General features: G+C 64.3%; 16 protein-coding genes. 5 read left to right on the top strand and 11 right to left on the bottom strand.

The genetic code is table 11. The features are described from left to right. Positions 1–117 precede the first annotated feature (117 nt). Entirely contained in the window at positions 118–579 is a 462-nt protein-coding gene (locus tag DFS13_RS32620) for a DUF2147 domain-containing protein (protein ID WP_006483501.1), read from the top strand. Positions 580–680: 101 nt separating this feature from the next. On the opposite strand, the gene DFS13_RS32625 is transcribed toward DFS13_RS32620, so the two are convergent. The 6 genes from DFS13_RS32625 to typA all read right to left on the bottom strand — a co-directional run bounded on the left by DFS13_RS32625 (position 681) and on the right by typA (position 10,369). Further along, positions 681–1,091, bottom strand: a complete 411-nt coding sequence (locus tag DFS13_RS32625) for a transposase (RefSeq protein ID WP_166677910.1) — start codon at positions 1,089–1,091, stop codon at positions 681–683. Between the two features lie 148 nt (positions 1,092–1,239). Beyond that, positions 1,240–2,337, bottom strand: coding sequence for a cell division protein ZapE (gene zapE, locus DFS13_RS32630; RefSeq protein ID WP_012492563.1), 1,098 nt, complete (start codon positions 2,335–2,337; stop codon positions 1,240–1,242). A gap of 98 nt (positions 2,338–2,435) precedes the next feature. Beyond that, entirely contained in the window at positions 2,436–3,866 is a 1,431-nt protein-coding gene (gene lpdA, locus DFS13_RS32635) for a dihydrolipoyl dehydrogenase (protein ID WP_006483484.1), read from the bottom strand. 81 nt (positions 3,867–3,947) lie between these two features. Next, complete coding sequence (gene odhB / locus DFS13_RS32640) at positions 3,948–5,225, bottom strand: 2-oxoglutarate dehydrogenase complex dihydrolipoyllysine-residue succinyltransferase (protein ID WP_006493538.1); 1,278 nt, start codon at positions 5,223–5,225, stop codon at positions 3,948–3,950. 136 nt (positions 5,226–5,361) lie between these two features. Next, entirely contained in the window at positions 5,362–8,226 is a 2,865-nt protein-coding gene (locus DFS13_RS32645; RefSeq protein WP_006495342.1) for a 2-oxoglutarate dehydrogenase E1 component, read from the bottom strand. 316 nt (positions 8,227–8,542) lie between these two features. Beyond that, positions 8,543–10,369 carry a translational GTPase TypA gene (gene typA / locus DFS13_RS32650; RefSeq protein WP_006490690.1) on the bottom strand — a complete coding sequence of 609 codons (1,827 nt, stop codon included), beginning with the start codon at positions 10,367–10,369 and terminating at the stop codon, positions 8,543–8,545. A gap of 328 nt (positions 10,370–10,697) precedes the next feature. Here typA and DFS13_RS32660 point away from each other — a divergent pair, with 328 nt between their 5' ends. The 4 genes from DFS13_RS32660 (at position 10,698) to DFS13_RS32675 (ending at position 15,628) form a co-directional block, all read left to right on the top strand. Beyond that, positions 10,698–11,189, top strand: coding sequence for a MarR family winged helix-turn-helix transcriptional regulator (locus tag DFS13_RS32660; RefSeq protein ID WP_034178626.1), 492 nt, complete (start codon positions 10,698–10,700; stop codon positions 11,187–11,189). Between the two features lie 87 nt (positions 11,190–11,276). Then, entirely contained in the window at positions 11,277–12,773 is a 1,497-nt protein-coding gene (locus tag DFS13_RS32665) for an efflux transporter outer membrane subunit (protein ID WP_034200654.1), read from the top strand. A gap of 52 nt (positions 12,774–12,825) precedes the next feature. Beyond that, entirely contained in the window at positions 12,826–14,040 is a 1,215-nt protein-coding gene (locus DFS13_RS32670) for an HlyD family secretion protein (RefSeq protein WP_006490688.1), read from the top strand. Between the two features lie 28 nt (positions 14,041–14,068). Further along, entirely contained in the window at positions 14,069–15,628 is a 1,560-nt protein-coding gene (locus tag DFS13_RS32675; protein WP_012492561.1) for a DHA2 family efflux MFS transporter permease subunit, read from the top strand. Positions 15,629–15,735: 107 nt separating this feature from the next. Here the strand turns inward: DFS13_RS32675 and truB are convergent, their stop codons facing one another. The 5 genes from truB to rimP form a co-directional block, all read right to left on the bottom strand. After that, a complete protein-coding gene (truB, locus tag DFS13_RS32680; protein ID WP_034200655.1) occupies positions 15,736–16,668 on the bottom strand; it encodes a tRNA pseudouridine(55) synthase TruB in 933 nt (310 codons plus the stop codon). Between the two features lie 13 nt (positions 16,669–16,681). Continuing rightward, positions 16,682–17,080 carry a 30S ribosome-binding factor RbfA gene (gene rbfA, locus DFS13_RS32685; RefSeq protein WP_006490681.1) on the bottom strand — a complete coding sequence of 133 codons (399 nt, stop codon included), beginning with the start codon at positions 17,078–17,080 and terminating at the stop codon, positions 16,682–16,684. 115 nt (positions 17,081–17,195) lie between these two features. Continuing rightward, positions 17,196–20,111 carry a translation initiation factor IF-2 gene (gene infB / locus DFS13_RS32690; protein WP_006495347.1) on the bottom strand — a complete coding sequence of 972 codons (2,916 nt, stop codon included), beginning with the start codon at positions 20,109–20,111 and terminating at the stop codon, positions 17,196–17,198. Between the two features lie 91 nt (positions 20,112–20,202). Next, on the bottom strand, positions 20,203–21,678 hold the full coding sequence (nusA, locus tag DFS13_RS32695) for a transcription termination factor NusA (RefSeq protein ID WP_006495348.1): 1,476 nt from the start codon (positions 21,676–21,678) through the stop codon (positions 20,203–20,205). Continuing rightward, a complete protein-coding gene (gene rimP, locus DFS13_RS32700) occupies positions 21,678–22,136 on the bottom strand; it encodes a ribosome maturation factor RimP (RefSeq protein ID WP_006490686.1) in 459 nt (152 codons plus the stop codon). Before rimP ends, nusA begins: the two co-directional genes overlap by 1 nt. Between the last annotated feature and the right edge of the window lie 426 nt (positions 22,137–22,562).

Consider the following 22,562-nt stretch of genomic DNA (forward strand, 5'->3'; position numbering starts at 1 on the left):
CCTCTATCAAACGTGGCGCGCGGTTTCACGTATTCTGGCGAAGCTCGCAACATGCCCGCCCCATGCAGACGGTCGTGCGGGCGAATCGAACAGACATGCAAAACAAGGAGGATGACAATGATTCAACTGACCCGCCCGTTGCGTGCAATCGCCATTGCCGGCGCCCTGCTCGCGTGCGCAGCCCCCACGTTCGCGCAAGCCGATAGCCCCATCGGCATGTGGCAGACGATCGACGACAACACCCATCAACCGAAGGCACTCGTACAGATCGCCGAAGATGGCGACGGCTCGCTGACGGGTAAGGTCGTCAAGGGCCTCGGCGCGAACGATACGCCCGATCGCCGCTGCACCGCGTGCACCGACGAGCGCAAGGATCAGCTCATCAAGGGCATGACGATCATCAAGGCGATGAAGAAGGACGGCGACCACTGGGACGGCGGCAACATTCTCGACCCGGAGAACGGCAAGGTCTACAAGTGCAAGATGACGCTCGAAGACGGCGGCCAGAAGCTCGTGGTGCGCGGCTACATCGGCGTGTCGCTGCTCGGTCGTTCGCAGACCTGGGTTCGCCAGCAATAACGCCGTACGCGCCGAAACGCGCGGCTCAATGAAGAAATCGGCCTGCGACGACGTCGCCAGGCCGATTTCTTTTGGTGCGCGCACAACGAAACGCGACGGCATCACGCCGCGTGCTTCATCGCATCCACTGCATAGCTACCCGGTGCACGATACGCGGGCGCTGCGTTGCTACGCGCCTCCGCCGCCTTCGATTGCGTGTGCTTGCGCATCCGCGCGGACAGTTCATTGCACAGATTCATGCCGGCGTCGCCATAAAGCTCACGCATCACGTTCATCAGCGTACCCGTTTCGTGCCACACCTTGAAGCGGCGATGGCATGTTTGATACGACGGGTAACGGCGCGGCATGGCCGACCATGTTGCGCCACTGTAGATCACCCAGAGCACGCCGTTCAGCACGGCCCGCGTATTGGCTAACGGCCGGCCGCGCAACTCGGTGCGCGGTTGCATTTCGGGCAGAAGCGGCGCGACGCAGCGCCATTCGTGGTCGGTCAAATCGCGATACGGGGTCATGGACATCTCCAGCCTTAATAACCATGACACCACAATATCGGCTCACCTCAACGATGAATATAAGACAAATCCGAAAATACCCGGAGATCGGCAGAATTTAACCGAAATTGACGTTTAAATCCCGCCAATTACCAAGCTCACCATCCGCTCAGGTCAACGACGTATCGACGATGCGGCGCGGTGTTTCGAGATACTCCTTCGACTGCATCTCGACGATGCGCGAGACCGTACGCGCGAATTCGTTGGCCATCGGGCCTTCGACGTACAACTCCTCGGCCGGCACCGCAGCGGACATCAGCAGCTTGACCTTGTGGTCGTACAGCACGTCGATGAGCCACGTGAAGCGGCGCGCTTCGGATGCCATCCGCGGCGACATCTGCGGCACCTCGGACAGCACGATCGCATGGAAGCGGCTCGCCAGTTCCAGGTAGTCGTTCTGCGAACGCGGGCCGCCGCACAGCGTCGCGAAATCGAACCACACGACGCCGTCCGCCTTGCGCAGCGCCTTCAATTCGCGTTTCTCGATATGCAGGATCGGGCTCTCGTCGGGCACCGCCGCGAGCTTGCCGAATGCATGGCGCAGTTCGCGATCGGCCTCCGCGCCGAGCGGCGTGTGATACATCTTCACCTGCGCGAGCGTGCGCTGGCGATAGTCGACCCCCGCATCGACGTTGAGCACGTCGAGCTTTTCCTTGATCAGCGCGATCGCCGGCAGCATGCGGTCGCGATGCAGACCGTCCGGATACAGATCGTCGGGATCGTAATTCGACGTCATCACGAACTGCACGCCGTTGTTGAACAGGCGATCGAGCAGGCGGTACAGGATCATCGCGTCGGCGATGTCCGACACGTGAAACTCGTCGAAACAGATCAGCCGGTAACGCTTCGCGATGCGTCGCGCGAGTTCGTCGAGCGGATCGGCCTGCCCTTTCAGCTCCTCGAGCTCGCGGTGCACTTCGCGCATGAATTCGTGGAAATGCAGGCGCGTCTTGCGCTGCACGGGTACGACTGCGTAGAAGCTGTCCATCAGGAAGCTCTTGCCGCGACCGACACCGCCCCACATGTAGACGCCGCGCGGAAGATCCGGATGATTGATGAGCTTCTTGAAAGCGTTCGAGCGGCGCGCCTTGTATTCGACCCATTCGTCGAAACAGCGCTGCAGGCGATCGACGGCCGCGCGCTGCGCGGGATCGGACTGATAGCCGCGCGTGGTCAGTTCGCGCGTGTAGTATTCGGTGACGTTCATCGGGCAAACCGGAAAGAACGAAGGCGAGCGGGAAACCCCGCCCGCCTTCGTCATGAGACGGCTGCGCCGGCCGACGGCCGGCAGGCGCTACCCCGTGCTCAGCTGTTCAGCGAGCGCTTGTCGACGGCGAGCGCCGCTTCGCGCATCACTTCCGACATCGACGGGTGCGGATGGCAGATGCGGGCGATGTCTTCCGACGCCGCCTTGAATTCCATCGCCACCACGGCTTCCGCGATCAGGTCCGACGCGTTCGCGGCGATCACGTGCACACCGAGCAATTCGTCGGTCTTCGCATCCGCGATCATCTTCACGAAACCGTCCGGCGCGTTCATGCCGAGCGCGCGACCGTTGATCGAGAACGGGAACTTGCCCGTCTTGATCTCGCGGCCTTCCGCCTTCAGCTGCTGCTCCGTCTTGCCGACCCATGCGATTTCCGGGTACGTGTAGATCACCCACGGAATGCAGTTGTAGTCGATGTGCGGCTTCTGGCCGTCGATCACTTCCGCGACCAGCACGCCTTCGTCTTCCGCCTTGTGCGCGAGCATCGGGCCGCGCACCACGTCGCCGATCGCGTACACGTTCGGCACCGCCGTGCGGCAATGGTCGTCCACGTCGATGAAGCCACGCTCGTTCGCCTTCAGGCCGATCGCCTCGAGGCCGAGGTTATCGGTGTTCGGCACGCGGCCGACCGACACGATCAGGCGGTCGGCGTCGAGCGTCTGCGCGTTGCCGTCCTTGTCCGTGTAGGCGATCGACACGCCGTTCGCGGTCGTCTTCACTTCACCGATCTTCACGCCGAGATGGATGTCGAGGCCTTGCTTCTTGAACAGCTTGGCCGCTTCCTTCGCGAGCGCTTCGTCGGCTGCGCCGAGGAATGCCGGCAGCGCTTCGAGCACCGTCACGTCGGCGCCGAGGCGACGCCACACCGAGCCGAGCTCGAGGCCGATCACGCCTGCGCCGATCACGGCGAGCTTCTTCGGCACCGAGTCGAACGTCAGCGCACCTTCGTTGTCCGACACGATCTTGTTGTCGACCGGAATGTTCGGCAGGTGACGCGCCTTCGAACCCGTCGCGATGATCACGTTCTTCGCGGTGACGACTTCGGTTTCACCCTCGCCGCTCACTTCGATCTGCACGCCGGCGTCGGTCTTGCCGGTGAACTTGCCATGGCCCTTCAGCCAGGTGATCTTGTTCTTCTTGAACAGGAACTCGATCCCGCTCGTCATCTTCTCGACGATCGCGTCCTTGCGGCCGAGCATCTTCGCGACGTCGATCTTCACGCCGTCGACGGTGATGCCGTGGTCGGCCAGGTGATGCGACGTGTTCTCGAACTCTTCCGACGACGCGAGCAGCGCCTTCGACGGGATGCAGCCGACGTTCAGGCAGGTGCCGCCGAGCTTCAGCGCGCCGGCCGGGTTCTTCCACTTCTCGATACAGGCAACGGTCTTGCCGAGCTGCGCGGCGCGAATCGCGGCGATGTAGCCGCCGGGGCCGGCGCCGATCACGACGACGTCAAATTCCTTGGACATGACAATCCTTTCTACTTGTACGCCCGCAGGTTCGCGTGTGAGCGCGACCCTGCGGAACGGGTCGATGCAGTGAGACTCGGCTTACAGGTCGAGCAGCAGGCGTGCCGGATCTTCCAGCGCATCCTTCATCGCGACGAGCGACAGCACGGCTTCGCGGCCGTCGATGATGCGGTGGTCGTACGACAGCGCGAGGTAGTTGATCGGGCGGATCACGATCTGGCCGTTCTCGACGACCGGGCGCTCCTTCGTCGCGTGCACGCCGAGGATGGCCGACTGCGGCGGGTTGATGATCGGGGTCGACAGCATCGAGCCGAACACGCCGCCGTTCGAGATCGAGAACGTACCGCCCGTCATTTCCTCGATCGACAGCTTGCCGTCCTTCGCCTTCTGGCCGAATTCGGCGATCTTCTTCTCGATCTCGGCGAGGCTCAGTTGATCCGCGTTGCGCAGGATCGGCACGACCAGGCCGCGCGGCGAACCGACCGCGATACCGATGTCGAAGTAGCCGTGATAGACGATGTCGTTACCGTCGATCGACGCGTTCACGAGCGGGAATTTCTTCAGCGCATGGACGGCGGCCTTCACGAAGAACGACATGAAGCCGAGCTTCACGCCATGTTCCTTCTCGAACTTGTCCTTGTACTTGTTGCGCAGTTCCATGACCGGAGCCATGTTCACTTCGTTGAACGTCGTCAGGATCGCGTTGGTCTGCTGCGATTCGAGCAGACGCTCGGCGATACGCGCACGCAGACGCGACATCGGCACGCGCTGTTCCGGACGATCGTTCAGCCACGTCGCGGCCGACGCCGGCACCTTCACTTCCGGCAGCGACGGCTTCGCAGCGGCGGTCTTCGCCGGTGCGGCGGCCGGAGCGGCCTTCGGTGCGCTGCCTGCAGCCAGCGCGTCGCCCTTCGTGACGCGGCCGTCGCGGCCCGAACCTGCGACGTCGCCCGTCGACAGGCCCTTCTCGGCCAGCAGCTTCGCTGCGGCCGGCGATGCGGCGGCCGAGCTCGATGCGGTTGCGGCGGCCGGCTGAGCGGCCGGTGCGGCGGCAGCCGGCGCGGCGGCCGGCTTGACTTCGGCGGCGCCTGCCGCTGCTTCGGCAGCACCTGCCTTCGCTTCGGTGTCGATCGTCGCGATGATCTGGTCGGCCACGACCGTGTCGCCGTCGTTCTGCAGCACTTGCGCGAGCACGCCCGCTGCCGGTGCCGGTACTTCGAGGACGACCTTGTCGGTCTCGAGTTCGATCAGGATTTCATCCTGCGCGACTGCTTCGCCCGGCTTCTTCTTCCACTGCAGCATGGTGGCTTCCGACACCGACTCCGACAGCTGGGGGACTTTGACTTCTACGATAGCCATGTGATTTTCCTGGATGCTTAATCTGGGGTGTGACGAGGTTCGTGCGATTCCTTCGGCCGGAGCGGCGCGCTACGCGCCCGGCGGGCCAAAAGGGACGGGAAAGCGCCGCGCGCCTTCCCGTTTCGCTTGACGTCGGTTATTTCGCGATCGATGCGCTCTTCAGGCGGCCAAATGCCCCTTCGATCAGGGCCTTCTGCTGCTCGTAGTGCTTCGCGTAGTAGCCAACCGCCGGCGAGGCCGAAGCCGGACGGCCGCTGTATGCCAGCTTCTGCCCTTCCTTCATGCCTTCCTTCAGATGGTGCTCGACGTAGAACCAGGGGCCCTGGTTCTGCGGCTCGTCCTGCACCCAGACCACTTCAGTCGCGTTCTCGTACTTCTTCATTTCGGCTTCGAACTGCTTGTGCGCGAACGGATACAGCTGCTCGATCCGGATGATCGCGACGTCGTTCGCCTTCGCTTCGCGGCGATGTGCAACGAGGTCGTAATACACGCGGCCCGAGCATACCAGCACGCGCTTGACCTTCTTCGCGTCGATGCCGCCGTCGGTTTCGCCCAGCACCGGCTGGAACGACCCCTTCGCCAGTTCGGACAGGTCCGACACGGCTTCCTTGTGACGCAGCAGCGACTTCGGCGTGGCGACGATCAGCGGCTTGCGGAACAGGCGGATCATCTGGCGACGCAGCAGGTGGAAGATCTGCGCCGGCGTCGTCGGCTGAACGACCTGCATGTTGTGGTCAGCGCACAGTTGCAGGAAACGCTCGATACGCGTCGACGAGTGTTCCGGACCCTGGCCTTCGTAGCCGTGCGGCAGCAGCATCGTGAGACCCGACACGCGGCCCCACTTCACTTCGCCCGACGAGATGAACTGGTCGATCACGACCTGCGCGCCGTTGACGAAGTCGCCGAACTGCGCTTCCCACAGCACGAGCGTGTTCGGCTCGGCGGTCGAGTAACCGTACTCGAAGCCCAGCACCGCTTCTTCCGACAGCACCGAGTCGATCACCGTGAACTTCGCCTGACCTTCGGCGATGTTCTGCAGCGGCACGTACGTGCCGTCGTTCCAGCGCTCGCGGTTCTGGTCGTGCAGCACCGCGTGACGGTGCGTGAACGTGCCGCGGCCCGAGTCCTGGCCCGTCAGGCGCACCGAGTAGCCCGATGCGACGAGCGACGCGAATGCGAGGTGTTCGCCCATGCCCCAGTCGAGCGGCTGGTCGCCGCGCGCCATGTTGCGGCGGTCGTTGATCACGCGCTCGACGAGCGGGTGGACCTTGAAGTTTTCCGGGACGGTCGTGATGCGTTCGCCCAGGCGCTTCAGTTCGGCGAGCGGCACGGCCGTATCGGCTGCGTCCGTCCACTTGCGGTTCAGGAACGGAACCCAGTCGACCGCGTACTTGCTCTTGTAGTTCGACAGGACCGGATCGACGGTGTGGTGGCCGTCGTCCATCGCCTTGCGGTACGCCTTCACGTAGTTGTCGGCGTCTTCGGCGGTGATCACGCCCTGCTGCACGAGCTTCTCGGCGTACAGCGCACGGGTGCCCGGGTGCTGCGCGATCTTCTTGTACATCAGCGGCTGCGTGACCGCCGGCGTGTCCTGCTCGTTGTGACCCAGCTTGCGGAAGCAGACGATGTCGATCACGACATCCTTGTGGAACTGCATCCGGTAGTCGATCGCGATCTGGATCGCGAGCACGACGGCTTCCGGATCGTCGCCGTTCACGTGCAGCACCGGCGCTTCGATCATCTTGACGACGTCGGTACAGTACAGCGTCGAACGCGCATCGCGCGGGTCGGACGTCGTGAAGCCGATCTGGTTGTTGATGACGATGTGCAGCGTGCCGTGCGTGCCGTAACCGCGCGTCTGCGCGAGGTTCAGCGTTTCCATCACGACGCCCTGGCCAGCGAAGGCCGCGTCACCGTGGATCTGCACCGGCAGCACTTGCAGGCCGTCTTCGTCACCGCGACGGTCCATCCGCGCCTTCGCGGAACCTTCGACCACCGGGTTCACGATTTCGAGGTGCGACGGGTTGAACGCGAGCGACAGGTGGACCGGGCCGCCTTCCGTCGACACGTCCGACGAGAAGCCCTTGTGGTACTTGACGTCACCGGCCGGCAGGTCGTCGACGTGCTTGCCTTCGAATTCGGCGAACAGGTCGGCCGGCATCTTGCCCAGCGTGTTGACCAGCACGTTCAGACGGCCGCGGTGAGCCATGCCGATGATGATTTCCTGCACGCCGCTCTTGCCCGCGTGCTGGACGACTTCGTCCATCGCCGCGATGAAGCTCTCGCCGCCTTCGAGCGAGAAGCGCTTCTGGCCGACGTACTTGGTGTGCAGGTAGCGCTCGAGGCCTTCGGCGGCCGTCAGGCGATTCAGGATGTGCTTCTTCTTGTCGATCGAGAACGACGGCGTCGCGCGGGTCGACTCCAGGCGCTCCTGCCACCAGCGCTTCTGTTCCGGATCACTGATGTACATGTACTCGGCGCCGATCGTGCCGCAGTACGTGTCGCGCAGACCCTTGACGATGTCGCGCAGCGAAGCCTGGTCGAAGCCGAAGTACAGGTTGCTTGCGCTGTAGGTCTGGTCGAGGTCGCCTTCGGAGAAGTCGTAGAACGCGGGTTCGAGCTCGGGAATGGCCGGGCGTTCGCGGCGCTTCAGCGGATCGAGATTGGCCCATTGCGAGCCGAGGAAGCGGTAGGCGCTGATCAGCGACTGGACGTGCACCTGCTTGCGTGCGGTCGCGAGATTGCTGGTGCTTTCGCGCGGGATGAAGGCATTGGCCTTAGCACGCTCGGCGAACGATTCGACGATCGGGAAATGCGCAACGTCATTGGCGTTGGAGCCGTCCGTTGCAGGCACGTTCTGCAGCGCGTCGAAATACTCTCGCCAGTTCTCCGGCACCGACGCCGGATTGTTGAGGTATGCATCGTACAGTTCTTCAACGTACGAAGCATTGCCGCCGAACAGATAGGAGTTCAGCTGAAACTGCTTCATTACATCTGACATTTTACGCTCACCTTTCTTCGAGCTTCTCGAGAAATAGCGGGTTACTCAACCTTCCGCGACACGGCCTGACCGTTTAGCGGATTGCGAATCAAGTCTTGCTTGGAAGGACCTAAAACTTGCGTGCGCGCAGCATATCACAGAACCGATACCGGAGTTCACGGCGAAATGTGCCTGAAAGCACCGCGCGGCGGGGTTTTGCCGGATTGCCGCGACCTGCGGGAACAGTGTTTTGCAGGCAATCCGGTTGCCCGACGCGCGGATGCAAAAAAGGCTGCCCGAAGGCAGCCTTTTTCGTCGTGTCGGGAACGGCCGATGCTCAGTCGACCGCGCCTTCGCGGCTCGCGCGGCGACGTTCGTGTTCCTTCAGGAAGCGCTTGCGCAGGCGGATCGACTGCGGCGTCACTTCGACGAGCTCGTCGTCGTCGATGAATTCGACCGCGTATTCCAGCGACATCTGGACCGGCGGCACGAGACGCACGGCTTCGTCGGTACCCGACGCACGCACGTTGGTCAGCTGCTTGCCCTTGATCGGGTTCACGACGAGGTCGTTGTCGCGGCTGTGGATGCCGATGATCATGCCCTCATACAGCGCGTCGCCCGGCTTCACGAACATGCGGCCGCGATCCTGCAGCTTCCACAGCGCGTAGGCAACCGCCGCGCCGTCGTCCTGCGAGATCAGCACGCCGTTGCGACGTTCGAAGACCGAACCGTCCTTGACCGGCGCATACGAGTCGAAGATGTGGCTCATCAGGCCCGTGCCGCGCGTGAGCGTCAGGAATTCGCTCTGGAAGCCGATCAGGCCACGCGCAGAGATCTTGTATTCCAGACGCGTGCGGCCGCGGCCGTCCGACGCCATGTCGAGCATTTCGCCCTTGCGGCGGCCGAGCTCTTCCATCACGCCGCCCTGGTGTTCGTCCTCGACGTCGACCGTCAGCAGCTCGTACGGCTCGTGACGCACGCCGTCGATTTCCTGCATCACGACGCGGGGACGCGACACGGCCAGCTCGTAGCCTTCGCGGCGCATGTTCTCGACGAGAATCGTCAGGTGCAGCTCGCCGCGACCCGACACTTCGAACACCGTTTCGTCGCCGGTATCCTTCACGCGCAGCGCGACGTTGTGGTTCAGCTCCTTCATCAGGCGGTCGCGGATCTGGCGGCTCGTCACGAACTTGCCTTCGCGGCCGGCGAGCGGCGACGAGTTGACGAGGAAGTTCATCGTCAGCGTCGGTTCGTCGACGGTGATCATCGGCAGCGCTTCCGGCGTGTCGACCGCGCAGATCGTCGCGCCGATGCCGACGTCTTCAATACCGTTGATCAGCACGATGTCGCCCGCTTCGGCCGACTCGACCTGCACGCGCTCCAGGCCCTTGAAAGACAGCACCTGGTTGATCTTGCGGTTCAGCACGTCGCCTTCCGGGCCGAAGCGCATCACGACCGGCTGGCCCGGCTTGATGCGACCGCGCGTGATGCGGCCGACGCCGATCCGGCCGACGTACGTCGAATAGTCGAGCGACGTGATCTGGAGCTGCAACGGCGCTTCCGGATCGGCCGGGCGAACCGGCACGTGCTCGAGGATCGCCTCGAACAGCGGACGCATGTCGCCTTCGCGGGCCGCCGGGTCGAGCGACGCGTAGCCGTTCAGGCCCGACGCGTAGACGATCGGAAAGTCGAGCTGCTCCTCGGTCGCGCCGAGCTTGTCGAACAGGTCGAAGGTCTGGTTGATCACCCAGTCGATCCGCGCGCCCGGGCGGTCGATCTTGTTGACGACGACGATCGGCTTCAGGCCGAGCGCGAGCGCCTTCTTCGTGACGAAGCGCGTCTGCGGCATCGGGCCCTCGACCGCGTCGACGAGCAGCAGCACCGAGTCGACCATCGACAGCACGCGCTCGACTTCGCCGCCGAAGTCCGCGTGCCCCGGGGTGTCGACGATGTTGACGTGCGTGCCTTCGTATTCGACCGCGCAGTTCTTCGCGAGAATCGTGATCCCGCGTTCCTTTTCGATGTCGTTCGAGTCCATCACACGCTCGGCGACTTGCTGGTTGTCGCGGAAGGTGCCGGACTGGCGAAGCAGTTGGTCGACGAGCGTCGTCTTGCCGTGGTCGACGTGAGCGATGATGGCGATATTGCGAAGGGCGCGGGTCATAGAAACCTGGAAATCGTTTGAACGCGCAAACGCGCGCGCTCGTTTTCACGGGCGCGCGCTGTTGCAGCTTGGAAAGCCACAAATTATAGCACGTGCGCGTGTCGACAGCTGACCCGCACGGTGCAACGCAACAAAACGGGCGCCACCGCCGCCCTTCCCGAACCGGTCGACCGCCCGGCGCGCCGCCATCGAATGACCGAAAAAACCTTATCCCGACAAGGGGCTCTCGCCGGACAAAGCGCGCGTTTTGCCGTTCGATTAACATTTGCCGCGGCAAGCAATTGTGCCTATACTGCTGCCTAGTCAACTATTGCAGCTTCAGGGTTTTATGTCGGATTCTCCTACCCCACCGCCCGTTTCGCCGCTGTCTTCTTACCAGATGAACGACAGCGTCGGTTATCTGATGTCGCGCGTGAAGTCCGTGATGACCAACCTCGTCACGCAACGCACGCAGGAAGAGCTCGGCATCACGGGCACGCAGGCGAGCATGTTGTTCATGATCGCGGTCGGCAAGTGCTCGACGGCCGCCGAACTCGCGCGCGAATACGGGATCGACGCAAGCGCGGTCACGCGCCTGCTCGACCGGGTCGAGAAACGCGGCCTGCTGTCGCGCGTGCGCAGCGTCGAGGACAGGCGCGTCGTGCGGCTCGAGCTCACCGACGAAGGCCGTGCGCTCGCCGAACGGCTGCCGCCGATTTTCCGCAGCGTGCTCGACCAGGTGCTGGACGGGTTTACGCCGGAAGAAGTCGGGTTCCTGAAGAGCATGCTGCGCCGCATTCTCAGCAACTATTGCGAGACGGCCGGCGGTAGCATCACGTAATAGTTGCCATAACAATTACTTTTGACAGATTAATGTAAGGAAATCCTTGCAGTGTCCATCATTCATTCCGAGTCAGGGGTTAGCGCGATGAAAACCTCCCCGTTGTCCGTGCGCGCCGGGTCGTGCCGCGCCGCCGTCGCCGCCGCGGTCGCCGCGCTGGCGCTGGCGGGCTGCGCGAATTACATCGGCATCAAGAGCGACAAGCAGATCGCCCCCGCGTCGCAATTCGAATCCACCCAGAGCCTGCCGGCCCAGGGCGGCCAGTGGCCGGCGCTCGACTGGGCCAGCCAGTTCGGCGATCCGCAACTGCCGAAGCTGATCGACGAAGCACTGCAGGGCAACCCGTCGATCGCGCAGGCGCAGGCGCGCATCGCGAAGGCCTCGTCGTACATCGAATCGTCGCGCTCGAACCTGATGCCGAAGGCCGAAGCCAGCTATTCGTGGACACGCGAGCTGTATTCAGCGAACGGGCTGTTCCCGCCCCCGTACGGCGGCCAGTGGTACAGCGAGAACAACGCGCTCGCGAGCGCGTCGTGGGAACTCGATCTGTGGGGCAAGAACCGCGAACGCCTGCACACGGCCGTATCGCAGGAAAAAGCGGCCGAAGCCGACATGCAGCAGGCGCGCATCACACTCGCGTCGTCGGTCGCGCGCACCTACAACTCGCTCGCGCAGCTCTACGCACTGCGCGACATCGCGCAACGCGAGATCACCAACCGCGAGACGGTCGGCAAGATCACCGACGGCCGCGTATCCGCCGGCCTCGACACCAACGTCGAACGCCAGACGGCGCGCGGCAACATCGCGACGACCCAGGCTTCGCTGTCGGACCTCGACGGCCAGATCACGACGGTGCGCTACCAGCTTGCCGCGCTGCTCGGCAAGGGTCCGGATCGCGGGCTGCAGATCGCGGCGCCCGTGATGAACCCGAGCGGCAACGTCACGCTGCCCGGCAACCTGCCGGCCGACCTCGTCTCGCGCCGCCCCGACATCGTCGCCGCGCGCTGGCAGGTCGAAGCCGCGATGCACGACGTGAAGGAAGCGAAGGCCGAGTTCTACCCCGACGTGAACCTCGCGGCCGGCTTCGGCTTCGATGCGTTCGGCTGGGGCAAATTCCTGAACTTCGCGAGCCGCCAGGCGCAGTTCGGCCCGGCGATCCACCTGCCGATCTTCGATGCCGGCGCGCTGCGCGCGCAGCTCAAGGGCCGCTACGCGGACTTCGACCTGTCGGTCGCGAACTACAACCAGACGCTGATCAGCGCGCTGAACGACGTCGCCACGCAGGTCGCGTCGATCCGTGCGATCGATCGCCAGATGGGCGACGCGCAGCGTGCGCTCGACGCGTCGACGCGCGCGTACGATCTCGCGGTCATCCGCTACAAGGCCGGCCTGTCGCCGCAACTGCAGGTGCTGACGGCGGACAGCAACCGCCTCGCAGCGGAACAGACGGTGACCAATCTGAAGATGCGTCGCCGCGACATGCAGCTCGCCCTGATCAAGGCGCTCGGCGGCGGGTTCGACGCGACCGGCACGCCGCTCGCCGCGCCCGATGCCGCCACGCCGACCAAACAGGCCGCCAACTGAGCCGGCGCCACCACTACGCAGACACTCGAAATAACGGACGGAGAAAATCGCCATGAGCGACCAACAAAACGCCGCCAGCGCGCAGCCGCAGAACAACGGCAAGCGCAAACGAATGATGACGCTACTCGTCGCGGTCATCGTGATCGCGGCCATCGCATACGGCCTGTACTACTTCCTCGTCGCGCGCTTCCATGAAGACACCGACGATGCCTACGTGAACGGCAACGTCGTGCAGATCACGCCGCAGGTCACCGGCACCGTGATCGCCGTGAAGGCGGACGACACGCAGACGGTCAAGGCCGGCGACCCGCTGGTCGTGCTCGACCCGGCCGATTCGCAGGTCGCGCTGCAGCAGGCGGAAGCCAACCTCGCGCAGACGGTACGCCAGGTGCGCGGCCTGTTCGTCAACGACGACCAGTACCGCGCGCAAGTCGCGCTGCGCCAGTCCGACCTGTCGAAGGCCCAGGACGACCTGCGTCGCCGCCTGGCCGTCGCGCAAACGGGCGCCGTGTCGCAGGAAGAAATCTCGCACGCCCGCGACGCGGTGAAGGCCGCGCAGGCATCGGTCGACGCCGCGCAGCAGCAGCTCGCATCGAATCGCGCATTGACCGCGAACACGACGATCGCATCGCATCCGAACGTGATGGCCGCCGCCGCGAAGGTGCGCGACGCATACCTCGCGAACGCACGTAACGTGCTGCCGGCGCCGGTCACCGGCTACGTCGCGAAGCGCTCGGTGCAGGTCGGCCAGCGCGTGTCGCCCGGCAACCCGCTGATGTCGGTGGTGCCGCTGAATGCCGTGTGGGTCGACGCGAACTTCAAGGAAGTCCAGCTAAAGCACATGCGCATCGGCCAGCCGGTCGAAATGACGGCCGACATCTACGGTTCGTCGGTCACGTACCACGGCAAGGTCGTCGGTTTCTCGGCCGGCACGGGCTCGGCGTTCTCGCTGCTGCCGGCGCAAAACGCGACCGGCAACTGGATCAAGGTCGTGCAGCGCCTGCCGGTGCGGATCGAACTCGATCCGAAGGATCTCGACAAGCATCCGCTGCGCATCGGCCTGTCGATGCAGGTCGACGTGGACATCAAGGACGAACGCGGCGACCAGCTCGTCAACGCGCCGAACACCGTCTACGAGACCAACGTGTTCGCGAAATACGGCGACGAAGCCGACGCCGAAATCGCGCGCATCATCGCCGAGAACGCAGGCGGCAACGCGTCGGCGCCGGTCGCGGCGAAGCAGAACAGCGCCGCGAAAATGATGTAACCGTTCCGACTCCGGAAAGACAACCGACATGGCACAGGCTCCTGTCTCCCACCCGCCCTTGCAGGGCGGGCAACTCGTGCTCGGCACGATCGCGGTGTCGCTCGCGGTGTTCATGAACGTGCTCGACACGTCCATCGCGAACGTCGCGATCCCGACCATCTCGGGCGACCTCGGCGTGTCGTCCGACCAGGGCACGTGGGTCATCACGTCGTTCGCGGTCGCGAACGCAATCTCGGTGCCGCTGACCGGCTGGCTGACCGACCGTTTCGGGCAGGTTCGCCTGTTCCTCGCGTCGATCATCCTGTTCGTGATCTCGTCGTGGATGTGCGGGCTGTCACCGAACCTGCCGTTCCTGCTCGGCTCGCGCGTGCTCCAGGGCGCGGTCGCCGGCCCGATGATTCCGCTGTCGCAAGCGCTCCTGCTGTCGAGTTATCCGCGCGCGAAGGCGCCGATGGCGCTCGCGCTATGGGCGATGACGACGCTGATCGCGCCCGTCGCGGGTCCGATTCTCGGTGGCTGGATCTCCGACAACTATTCGTGGCCGTGGATCTTCTACGTCAACATCCCGGTCGGCATCGCCGCCGCCGCCGCGACGTGGGCGATCTACCGTAATCGGGAGTCGGCCGTGCGCCGCGCGCCGATCGACGGCGTGGGCCTCGCGCTGCTGGTCGTCTGGGTCGGCTCGCTGCAGATCATGCTCGACAAGGGCAAGGATCTCGATTGGTTCGCGTCGACGACCATCGTCGTGCTCGCGCTGACCGCTGTCATCGCGTTCGCGTTCTTCGTGATCTGGGAGCTGACCGCCGAGCACCCGGTCGTCGACCTGTCGCTGTTCCGCATCCGGAACTTCACCGGCGGCACGGTCGCGCTGTCGATCGGGTACGGCCTGTACTTCGGTAATCTCGTGCTGTTACCGCTGTGGCTGCAGACGCAAATCGGCTACACCGCGACCGACGCCGGCCTCGTGATGGCGCCGGTCGGGTTGTTCGCCATCCTGTTGTCGCCCCTCACCGGGAAGTATCTGCCACGCACCGATCCGCGCTTCATCTCGACGGCGTCGTTCCTGACGTTTGCGCTGTGCTTCTGGATGCGTTCGCGATATACGACGGGCGTCGACGAATGGTCGCTGACGCTGCCGACGCTCGTGCAGGGCATCGCGATGGCGGGCTTCTTCATCCCGCTCGTGTCGATCACGTTGTCCGGCCTGCCCGGCCACCGCATTCCCGCGGCGTCCGGCCTGTCGAACTTCGTGCGGATCATGTGCGGCGGCATCGGCACGTCGATCTTCCAGACCGCATGGGACCACCGCAACAACTTCCATCACGCGCAACTGGTCGAGCAGGCGAACCCGTACAACCCGACGTTCAACCAGGCCGTCACGCAGATGGGCAATCTCGGGCTGTCGCAGAACCAGGCACACGGACTGATCAACAACATGGCCACGCAACAGGCCGCGCAGCTCGGCGTGAACGACCTGTTCTACATCTCGGCGGTCATCTTCGTGCTGCTGATCGCACTGATCTGGATCACCAAGCCCGAACGCGCGGGCGGTGGCGATGCCGGTGCGGCGGCGTCGGCGGCGCACTGAGCGCTACCGGCACGCCGCATCCCTGCGCGGTCACGCCAAACAAAAAGCCCGGTCGAAATCGACCGGGCTTTTTCATGCCGCTGCATGCACTTGCGTGCACGACTACATCATTGCGCCGTCACGACCAGCCGTTCCGGGGCGAGCACGCCATTCGCCTTGCGCGCCACGCCGAGCAACCGCGTCGCGTCATACACACGCACGCGCTCGCCATCGGCCGCGTCGATCGGCTCCAGCGCCGACAGCGGCAGGCGCTGACCATGCAGGAACCGCTTCGCGGACGCGTCGTCGAGCCGAATGGCCGGGAACGTCGACAGCAACGCATCGACCGGCTGCAGCCATGCATCGCGCGCCGCTTCGGCAGCGTCCGACAGCGCATCGAGCGTCACCGCATGCTCGAGCGTCAGCGCGCCGACGCCCGTGCGACGCAGCATCGTCAGATGCGCGCCGCAACCCAGCGCCTCGCCGATATCCTCCGCCAGCGTGCGCACATACGTGCCCTTGCTGCAGGTCACGCGAAACGTCACGTCGGGCAGCTCGCAGGCGAGCAGATCGAGCGCATGAATCGTCACGTTGCGGCCTTCCCGCTCGACGGTCTGGCCGGCCCGCGCATATTCGTACAGCGGCTTGCCGTCGCGCTTGAGCGCCGAATACATCGGCGGCACCTGCACGATGTCGCCGGTGAAGCGCACGAGCGCGGCTTCCACCGCCGCACGATCGCATTCGACCGGCCGCGTGTCGATCACGTCGCCTTCCGCGTCACCGGTGGCCGTGCGCTGGCCGAGACGCATCGTCGCTTCATACGTCTTGTCGGCGTCGAGCAAGTCCTGCGAGAACTTCGTCGCCTCGCCGAAGCACAGCGGCAACAGGCCAGAAGCCAGCGGATCGAGCGTGCCGGTGTGACCGGCTTTCTTCGCGAGAAGCAGGCGCTTTGCGCGAATCAACGCATCGTTGCTCGACAGGCCGACCGGCTTGTCGAGCAGGAGAACGCCGTCCAGCACGCGCCGGGGCACGCGCGGACGTTGGGGTGCTGCATTCGTCATAGGCCGGTCGAGCTCAATCGTCCTTGGCAGGCGCGCCGGCCTCGTCGTCGTCCTTCGCGCGCGTCGAATTTGCTTCCTTGATCAGGCGCGACATTTCGACGGCCTTCTCGATCGTCTGGTCGTAGTGGAAATGCAGCGTCGGCACCGTATGAATGTGCAGGCGCTTGAACAGCAGGTTGTGCAGGTGGCCCGACGCATGGTTCAGCGCCTCCTGCGTCTTGTCCGGATCGCCGGTGAGCGCCGTGAAGTAGACCTTCGCGTGCGCATAGTCCGGCGTGAGTTCCACGCTCTGGATGGTTACGATGCCGATGCGCGGATCCTTGACCTCGCGCATGATGAGTTCGGACAGATCGCGCTGAATCTGGTCGGCGATCTGAACGTTGCGATTGGGGGAAGTACGTTTCCTGGACATGATCGATCCGTGATCCGTTTATCAGGATGAAGCGGCGGCCATGTTCGGCACGCCACCATGAAAATGGGCGGGACAGGCCCAAGCCTGCCCCGCCCATGAGCCGATTACGCGACGATTACAGCGTCCGCGCGACTTCGGTCACTTCGAAGACTTCGAACTGGTCGCCTTCGATGATGTCGTTGAAGTTCTTCACCGACATACCGCACTCGAAGCCTTGCTTCACTTCCTTCACGTCGTCCTTGAAACGCTTCAGCGATTCGAGTTCGCCCGTGAAGATCACGACGTTGTTGCGCAGCACGCGCACCGACGACGAGCGCTTGACGATACCGTCCGTGACCATACAGCCTGCGACCGTGCCGACCTTCGGTACCTTGAAGACCTGGCGCACCTCGACCATGCCGGTGATGACTTCGCGCTTCTCCGGCGCCAGCATGCCCGACATCGCCGCCTTCACCTCATCCACTGCGTCGTAGATGATGTTGTAGTAGCGGATATCGATGCCGTTCGCTTCGGCCAGCTTGCGTGCCTGAGCATCCGCACGCGTGTTGAAGCCGATGATGACCGCCTTCGATGCCGTCGCGAGGTTGACGTCGTTTTCGCTGATGCCACCGACCGCGCTGTGCACGATCTGCACGCGCACTTCGTCGGTCGACAGCTTGAGCAGCGACTGCACGAGCGCTTCCTGCGAACCCTGCACGTCTGCCTTGATGATGAGCGGCAGGTTCTGCACTTCGCCTTCGCCCATCTGCTCGAGCATGCTTTCCAGCTTCGCGGCCTGCTGCTTCGCGAGCTTCACGTCGCGGAACTTGCCTTGACGGAACAGCGCGATTTCGCGCGCCTTGCGCTCGTCCGGCAGCACGATCACTTCCTCGCCCGCACCCGGCACTTCCGACAGACCCTGGATTTCGACCGGGATCGACGGACCGGCTTCCTTCGTCGGCTTGCCGTTCTCGTCGAGCATCGCACGGACGCGGCCGTAAGCCGTACCGGCCAGCACGATGTCGCCGCGGTTCAGCGTACCGGACTGCACCAGGATCGTCGCGACCGGGCCTTTACCCTTGTCGAGCTTCGCTTCGATCACGATGCCCTTGGCCGGCGCCTCGACCGGTGCCTTCAGTTCCAGCACTTCGGCCTGCAGCAGCACGTTCTCGAGCAGATCGTCGATCCCTGCGCCCGTCTTGGCCGACACCGGCACGAACGGCGAATCGCCACCGTATTCTTCCGGCACGACGCCTTCCGCGACCAGCTCCTGCTTGACGCGATCCGGGTTCGCTTCCGGCTTGTCGATCTTGTTGATCGCGACGACGATCGGCACGCCACCCGCCTTCGCGTGGGCGATCGCTTCCTTCGTCTGCGGCATCACGCCGTCGTCGGCCGCCACCACCAGCACCACGATGTCGGTCGCCTTCGCGCCGCGTGCACGCATTGCCGTGAACGCTTCGTGACCCGGCGTATCGAGGAACGTGATGACGCCACGCGGCGTGTCGACGTGATAAGCGCCGATGTGCTGCGTGATGCCGCCCGCTTCGCCCGCGGCAACCTTCGCGCGGCGGATGTGGTCGAGCAGCGAGGTTTTGCCGTGGTCGACGTGACCCATCACCGTGACGACCGGCGGACGCGGCAGTTGCTCCGCATCGGTACCGGTTTCGCCTTCGACGAGCAGCGCTTCCGGATCGTCCAGCTTCGCGGCGACCGCGCGGTGGCCCAGTTCCTCGACGATGATCATCGCCGTTTCCTGGTCCAGCACCTGGTTGATCGTGACCATCTGGCCCATCTTCATCATCACCTTGATGACTTCGGAGGCCTTGATCGACATCTTGTGCGCGAGATCGGCAACCGACACGGTTTCCGGCACGTGCACTTCACGGACGATCGGTTCGGTCGGCGCCTGGAACGACGATGCGCTGTCCTGGTGACGGCCGCGACCCTTCGGGCCGCCGCGCCAGCCGCGGTCGACGCCGCCGCTCGAGTCGCCGCGCGTCTTGATGCCGCGACGCTTCGACGCGTCGTCCTGCCAGCCGCCCTTGCCTGCGCCCGGCTTCTTGTTGCGGTCGCCCGCGCCTGCCGGCGCTTGCGTCGTGGCCGGTGCCGCGGCGCCGGCCGGCTTCTTCACGGCCGGACGCGCCTGCGCACCTTCCGGCTTCGCCGGCTTGTGCAGCGTGCCCTTCGCTTCGGCCGGCTTCGCCGGTTCCGCCGGCTTCGGCGGCTCGACTGCCTTGACCACGGCCTTGCGCGGCGTGTTCATCATTTCGCGGATCGCACGCGCTTCGGCTTCCGCCGCCGCGCGACGCTTGCTGATCTCTTCCTGCTCGGCGCGCGCCTTGTCGGCCGCCTCGCGGGCAGCGTCCTCGGCCTTCTTCGCCGCTTCGCGCTGCGCCGCACGTTCGGCGGCTGCGCGTGCCTCGTCCTGCGCGGACTGCGTCGGCGCGGTTTCCTGCTCGGCGGCGGCCTGCTGGGCTGCCGCCTGCTGCGCTGCGGCGGCTTCCGCCGCGGCACGCTTCGCAGCGGCTTCTTCCTCGGCGCGACGACGCTCGGCCTCGGCCGCTTCCTCGCGGGCGCGACGCTCGGCTTCCTCGCGTTCGAGGCGTTCCTGACGCTCGCGCAGCTCCTGCGCCTGCTTCTCGAGCAGCTCGGCCTCGCGGCGCGCTTCTTCCTCGCGACGCTTCAGTTCCGCATCGTCGTCCGCTTCGGCGACCTGCGCCTGACCCTGTTCCGCACCTTCGCTCACGTCGTCGCGCTTGACGAACGTACGCTTCTTGCGAACCTCGACCTGAATGGTGCGAGCCTTGCCCGTCGCGTCAGATTGCTTGATCTCCGACGTATGCTTGCGGGTCAGCGTGATCTTGCGCTTGTCGCCGTCGGTTGCGCCGTGTGACTTGCGCAAATGATCGAGCAGACGCGCCTTGTCCGCTTCGGACAGCGCATCGTCTTCACTCGCTTTCTGGACGCCCGCTGCCTGCAGCTGTTCGAGCAGCACACCAGCAGGCATTTTCAGTTCCGCGGCAAATTGGGCTACGTTGTTACTCGCCATTCATTCCTCTTAGTGCAAGGACCGATTCCTTGCGGTTAGCATCGGGTCAGGCCATACGGCCGCCATCAAATCAGTGCGCCATGGTCATTTCTCACTGGAACCAGTGTTCACGTGCTTTCATGATCAACGCCTTAGCGGCATCCTCTTCCATCCCGGTCATGTCGACCAGTTCATCTACAGCCAGCTCGGCGAGATCGTCGCGCGTCTGCACGGCGTGTTCGGCCAGCTTCGCGAGCAGCTCCGGCGTGATGCCGTCGAGGCTCTTGAGATCCAGCGCTGCGTTCTCGACCTTTTCTTCGTTCGCGATGGCCATCGTCAACAGCGCGTCGCGTGCGCGGTTGCGCAGTTCGTGCACGGTGTCCTCGTCGAACGCTTCGATTTCGAGCATTTCGTTGAGCGGCACGTACGCGATCTCTTCGAGGCTCGTGAAGCCTTCGTCGATCAGGATGTCGGCAACTTCTTCGTCGACGTCGAGGCGCGCCATGAACAGTGCACGCAGCCGGTCGCGCTCTTCACCCTGCTTCAGGGCGGATTCGTCCGGCGTCATGATGTTGATCTGCCAGCCGGTCAGTTCGCCGGCAAGGCGAACGTTCTGACCGCTGCGGCCGATCGCGACAGCCAGTTCGTTCTCGTCGACGACGACGTCCATCGAATGCTTTTCTTCATCGACGACGATCGACTGGACGGCTGCCGGCGCGAGCGCGCCGATCACGAACTGGGCGGGATCTTCCGACCATAGCACGATGTCGATGTTTTCGCCACCGAGCTCGTTGCGCACGGCCTGCACGCGCGAACCGCGGATGCCGACGCAGGTGCCGATCGGATCGATCCGCTTGTCGTATGCGATGACGCCGATCTTCGCGCGCACGCCCGGGTCGCGGGCAGCCGCCTTGATCTCGAGCAGGCCCTGTTCGATTTCCGGCACTTCCATCTCGAACAGCTTCATCAGGAATTCGGGCGCCGTACGCGACAGCTCGATCTGCGGGCCGCGCGCGGTGCGGTCGACCTTCGCGATGTACGCACGCACGCGATCGCCCACGCGCAGGTTTTCCTTCGGGATCAGCTGATCGCGGCGCAGCAGCGCCTCGACGCGGCCCGATTCGACGATGAAGTTGCCCTTGTCGAGGCGCTTCACCGTACCCGTCATGATCTTTTCGCCACGCTCGAGGTAGTCGTTCAGGATCTGCTCGCGCTCCGCGTCGCGCACCTTCTGCAGGATGACCTGCTTCGCGGCCTGCGCGCCGATGCGACCGAACTCGATCGACGGAACGGGTTCCTCGACATACTCGCCGACTTCGACGTCGGGCTTCTGCTCACGTGCTTCGAACAGCAGGATCTCGCGATCCGGCTCCTGCAAGCCTGCCTCGTCGGGCACGACGAGCCAGCGACGGAAGGTTTCGTGCTCGCCGCTTTCGCGATCGATATGGACGCGGATTTCGGCGCCTTCGTCGAACAGCTTCTTGGAAGCGGACGCGAGCGCAGCCTCGAGGGCGCCCAGCACCACATCCTTGTCGACGTTTTTCTCGCGCGCCAGCGCATCCACCAGCATCAACACTTCGCGACTCATTATTTGCGGCTCCTAAAGTCAACTTGCGGAATCAGGCGGGCTTTGTCGATATCGGCCAGCGTGAAATCCAGCATGGCTGCCTCGCCCTTCTTCCCCTCAAATTCCAAACCGATCGTTTCGCCATTCGGCGCGTGCAGAATGCCCCGGTACGTCTTGCGCCCGTCCAGCGGCTTTTTCAAGGTCACGGAAACTTCGCTGCCGGCGAAGCGCTCGAAGTCGGCCAGCTTCTTCAACGGGCGGTCGAGCCCCGGGGACGAGACTTCGAGCCGTTCGTAATCGATATTTTCGACCGTCAAGACGTGCTGGAGCTGACGCGTAACCTTTTCGCAGTCATCGAGCGAGATGCCGGCAGGCTGATCGATATAGATGCAAAGCATGCCGCGCCCGGTGCGCTCGAGTTCCACCAGCTCGTAGCCGAGCCCGGTGACCGTGGTTTCTATCAGTTCCGTCAGTTGCACAGTGTCCTCTCAGGTGTTCGCGCCCGCCGCTCGCGATTCACCCGCGGGCGCGCGCCTTAGCCGGCGCAGGAAGCGCTACCCGAGATGCCTAACCGTTTCAGCAAAAAAAAATGGGCGGAACGCCCATCTTCTTACTGGTGGTCGCACCTGAGCCGCACATTGAATCCGTACGCCCAGCGACTCCGCGATTATAGCGATTTTTGGCGCAAACGCCAAGCCAGCCGGTAAAAGCAGCGCGTCGACTGCCTTTACGGACCAAAAATGCGAAATCGGGCTACCCGATCGACCGGCACTTCCGTGCCGCGCCGGTGATCGTCGTTGTCGCGGCACGCGACACGGATCAGCCGAAACGCGTCGACAAAGCCGGCCGGATGCCGGCCTGGCCGACGCGCCAGCGGCCTTGGGCCGACGCACGCCGACCGACAG

Origin of the sequence: Burkholderia sp. 28_3 (assembly GCF_003253915.1) — a bacterium.
GTDB lineage: Bacteria > Pseudomonadota > Gammaproteobacteria > Burkholderiales > Burkholderiaceae > Burkholderia > Burkholderia cenocepacia.